Origin of the sequence: Burkholderia sp. LMG 13014 (genome assembly GCF_905232215.1) — a bacterium.
Lineage (GTDB): Bacteria > Pseudomonadota > Gammaproteobacteria > Burkholderiales > Burkholderiaceae > Burkholderia.
The window spans coordinates 1-4,191 of record NZ_CAJNKE010000514.1; the positions used below are offsets into that span (position 1 = coordinate 1).

Below are 4,191 nucleotides of genomic sequence, written 5' to 3' on the forward strand. Positions count from 1 at the left end.
ATGGCGGTACGCATCTCGTCGGCAATGATGTCGGCCTCGGGCCCGATGATCACCTGCACGCTGTTGCCGCCGCGCTTGAGCACGCCACGCGCGCCGATCGACTTCAGCTCCGGCTCCGAGATCCGCTCCGGATCGACGACGGTCAGGCGCAGGCGCGTCGTGCACGCGTCGACGACCGACAGGTTGCCGGCCCCGCCGAGCGCGGCGATGTAGCGCTGCGCACGCGGCGCAACGGCAACCGCCGCGGCGCCCGCAGCCGGTGCGACGAAGCCGCCCGATGCGTACGATTCCGCGGCCGCATCGGCCGATGCCGGTTCACGGCCCGGCGTGGCCATGTTGAACTTGCGGATGAAGAAGCGGAACAGCCCGTAGTACGCGGCACCGTACGCGATGCCGAGCGGGATCGCGATCCAGCCCTTCGTCGACAGCCCGTAGTTCAGCACGTAGTCGATCGCGCCGGCCGAGAACGTGAAGCCGAGCTTCACGTCGAGGATCTGGCAGATCGCGAGCGACAACCCCGTCAGCACCGCGTGGATCACGTACAGCACCGGTGCGAGGAACATGAAGCTGAATTCGATCGGCTCGGTCACGCCGGTCAGGAACGACGTCAGCGCCATCGACAGCAGCAGCCCGCCGACCATCGCGCGGCGCTCCTTCGGCGCTTCGTGCAGCATCGCGAGACACGCTGCCGGCAGGCCGAACATCATGATCGGGAAGAAGCCGGCCATGAAGGTGCCCGCGGACGGATCGCGCGCGAAGAAGCGGTGCAGGTCGCCGTGCACGATCTCGCCGCCGGCCGGCGGCGTGAAGTTGCCGAACACGAACCACGCGAGTGAGTTGAGGATGTGATGCAGGCCCGTGACGAGCAGCAGGCGGTTCAGGAAGCCGAACACGAACGCACCGATCGCGCCCGCCGTCGTCAGCCACTGGCCGGCCGCGTCGATCGCATGCTGGACCGGCTGCCACACGTACCCGAACGCGATGCCGAGTATCACGCAGACCAGGCCCGTGACAATCGGCACGAACCGTTTGCCGCCGAAGAACGCGAGGTAGTCCGGCAGCTTGATGTCTTTATAGCGGTTGTACAGCAGGCCCGCGACCACACCCGCGATGATCCCGGACAGCACGCCCATGTTCAGCTTGGGATCGATGTCCTTCATGATCGCGGTTTCGATCAGGTAGCCGATCGCGCCCGCGAGCGCCGCCACGCCGTTGTTGTCCTTCGCGAACCCGACCGCCACGCCGATCGCGAACAGCAGCGGCAGGTTGTCGAAGATCGCACCGCCGGCGTCGGCGATCATCTTGATGTTGAACACGTCCGGCTGGCCGAGTCGCAGCAGGATGCCGGCAACCGGCAATACCGCGATCGGCAGCATCAGCGCCCGGCCCAGGCCCTGTATTTTCAGAAACGGATTCCCGTTCATTCAGTCCTCCAATCCTTGTCTCGTCATTAATCGTCGTTGACCTAATTGCTTTCGTCGTGAAACCGGTCGCGAACCTGCCGTCGACGCTCAGTCGAGCGGCCAGACCTCGCGGCTTGCTGCCCTTACCGCCTGTGCCGAATCGAGCGCGAGCAGATCCTGCGCGCGCTGACGGCACAACTGGTAATCGAGACGGCGCACACGCGCCTTGATGCCCGGCACCGATACGGGGTCGACCGACAGTTCGGTCACGCCGAGGCCCACCAGGATCGGCACCGCGAGCGGATCGCCGCCGAGCGCACCGCACACGCCGACCCACTTGCCGTGCTTTTCCGCACCACGTACCGCGATGTCGATCAGGCGCAGCACGGCCGGATGCAGGCCGTCGGATTGCGCGGCCAGATCGGCCTGGCAGCGGTCCATCGCGAGCGTGTACTGCGTCAGGTCGTTGGTGCCGATCGACAGGAAATCTGCGTGCTGCGCGAGCTGGTCGGCCAGCAGCGCGGCCGACGGCACCTCGATCATCACGCCGACCTCGATCGGCTCGGTGCGGCCCTGTGCGCGCGCGAATTCGTCGACACGCTTTTTCAGGCGCACGAGCTCGCCCGCGTCGGTCACCATCGGCAGCAGGATGCGCACCGCGCCGAACGGCTTCACCGCGAGCAGGCCCTGCAACTGGTCGTCGAGCAGATCGGGGCGCACCTGCGCGAGACGGATGCCGCGCAGGCCAAGTGCCGGGTTCGGTTCGGGCGGCAGCGTCAGGTAGTCGACTTCCTTGTCGGCGCCGACGTCGAGCGTGCGGATGATCGCGGTGCGGCCCTGCAGCGCGTCGACGATCGACTGGTAACTCTGCTGGTGCTCGACGACCGTCGGCGCAGCCTGGCGATGGATGAACATCAATTCGGTGCGCAGCAGGCCGACCGCGTCGGCGCCGTTGTCGACCGCGGTATTCGCATCGTCGAGCGTCGCGATGTTCGCGGCGACCTCGATCGCGCGACCGTCGACCGTCGCGGCCGCTTCTCCCGCCAGTTGCCGGTTCGCCTCGCGCACGCCGTCCAGGCGCTGGCGTTCGTGCCGCGCGCGCTCGACATCGAGCGCGGTCGGTGCGTGTTCGAGCCGGCCCGCGCTCGCATCGACGACGACCTGTGTGCCGTCCGGAATCGCGTACAGCGCATCGCCAACCGCGACCAGCGCCGGAATGCCGAGCTGCCGCGCGATGATCGCCGCGTGCGACGTCGCGCCGCCGCGCGCCATCACGAGCGCGGTCACGCGCTGGCGATCGAGCGACGACAGATCGGACGGCGTGAATTCCTCGGCCGCGAGCACCGCTTCGTCGGGCAGCGCACGCGTGGCGCCGTTCGTATGACCGAGCGCGCGCAGTACGCGCTTCTCGATGTCGCGCAGGTCGGCCGCGCGTTCGGCGAGCAGCGCATCGTCGAGCTTCGACAGCGTGTCGATCTGCGTGCGGATCGTTGCGCGCCAGGCGAAGCCCGCGCTCTTGCCGAGGCTGATCAGGTCGCGCGCCGCGTCGATCAGCGTCGGGTCTTCCAGCAGCACGCGGTGCACCGCGAAGATGCCCGCTTCGCCGACCGCGCCGCGTGCCGATGCGTTGCGTACCGTTTCGTCGAGTTCGGCGTCGACGGCCTTCAGCGCCTGGTCGAGCTGGCGGCTTTCCGCAGCCGGCGTGCCGGCGGCCTGCTCGGGCGGCACGATTTCCGCATCGTCGAGACGCACCAGTGTGCCGACCGCAATGCCGGGCGCCGCGCACACGCCTGCGAGCGTGTTCGGGTCGATGGAGGCACCGACGTTGCGCGCGACCGTCTGCGGCGCGGGCGACCTCAGCCGCGCCGGTTTTTCCTCGACTTCGCCATGCGCTTCGCGCAGCAGCTCGTGCTCGACCGCATCGACGGCCTGCTGCGCATGCGCGCCACGGCCGACCAGTTCGACCGTCGCGCCTTCGCCGGCCCCGAGGCCGAGCAAGCCGACGACGCTCGCGATCGACGCCTTGCGGCCATCGAACAGCACGTCGACGGTCGCGTCGAACCCGCGCACGGCTTCGCGTGCACGCGCCGCCCGCCGCGCATGCAGGCCGCCCGGCTGCGCCAGCACGATTTCACGGCGCACTTCGTTCTGCGCCGCAGCGCCGGCTTGTGTCGCCTGCACGGCCGCTTCGCCCTTGCCGCGCAGCGCGAGCAGCGGCGTCTTGCCGGCCGTCGCGAAACCGCTGGCACGATCGACGACCTCGAACGCATCCGAGTTCGCGATCGCGATCACCGATACGAGCGAATGCGCGCTGCGCGCCACCGCGTCCTGGTCGAACTCGATCAGCAGCGTGCCCGCCTCGACACGCGCGCCGGACTCGACGTGCGCAGTGAAGCCCTGCCCGTTCAGCTCGACGGTGTCGATGCCGATGTGCAGCAGCACTTCCGCGCCTTGCGGCGTCGTGATCGTCACCGCGTGGCCCGTGCGCGCGAGGTGCGACACGACGCCCGCGCACGGCGCGACGAGCTGGCCCGCGAGCGGGTCGATGCCGATGCCGTCGCCGAACATCCCGCCGGAGAACACCGGATCGGGCACGTCGGCCAGCGGAACGATCGGCCCCGTCAGCGGGGCAAGCAGGACGATCTGATCGTGGGTGGGGCTCTTCAACTGGGACTCCTCGGCGCGTCTCATCGGCTGTCTCGGCTATCAGTGCGTTTCGGTGACTTTGTTCAGGTGGCGCGGCGTATCGGGATTGCGGCCGCGCGCGACGGCGAGATCCGCCGCCATC

2 protein-coding genes are annotated in these 4,191 nt (G+C 68.8%); both read right to left on the reverse strand.

From position 1 onward, the window contains the following. Positions 1-1,424 (reverse strand): N-acetylglucosamine-specific PTS transporter subunit IIBC (gene nagE, locus JYJ84_RS29910; protein WP_205189847.1); only part of this gene is annotated, 1,424 nt, incomplete at its 3' end. Positions 1,425-1,511: 87 nt separating this feature from the next. Beyond that, entirely contained in the window at positions 1,512-4,094 is a 2,583-nt protein-coding gene (gene ptsP, locus JYJ84_RS29915; protein WP_205189848.1) for a phosphoenolpyruvate--protein phosphotransferase, read from the reverse strand. Positions 4,095-4,191 lie beyond the last annotated feature (97 nt).

What these genes read in the sequence shown, in the direction of transcription:
- ptsP (WP_205189848.1), bottom strand. Translation starts at nt 4,094, where the DNA reads ATGAGACGCGCCGAGGAGTCCCAGTTGAAGAGCCCCACCCACGATCAG.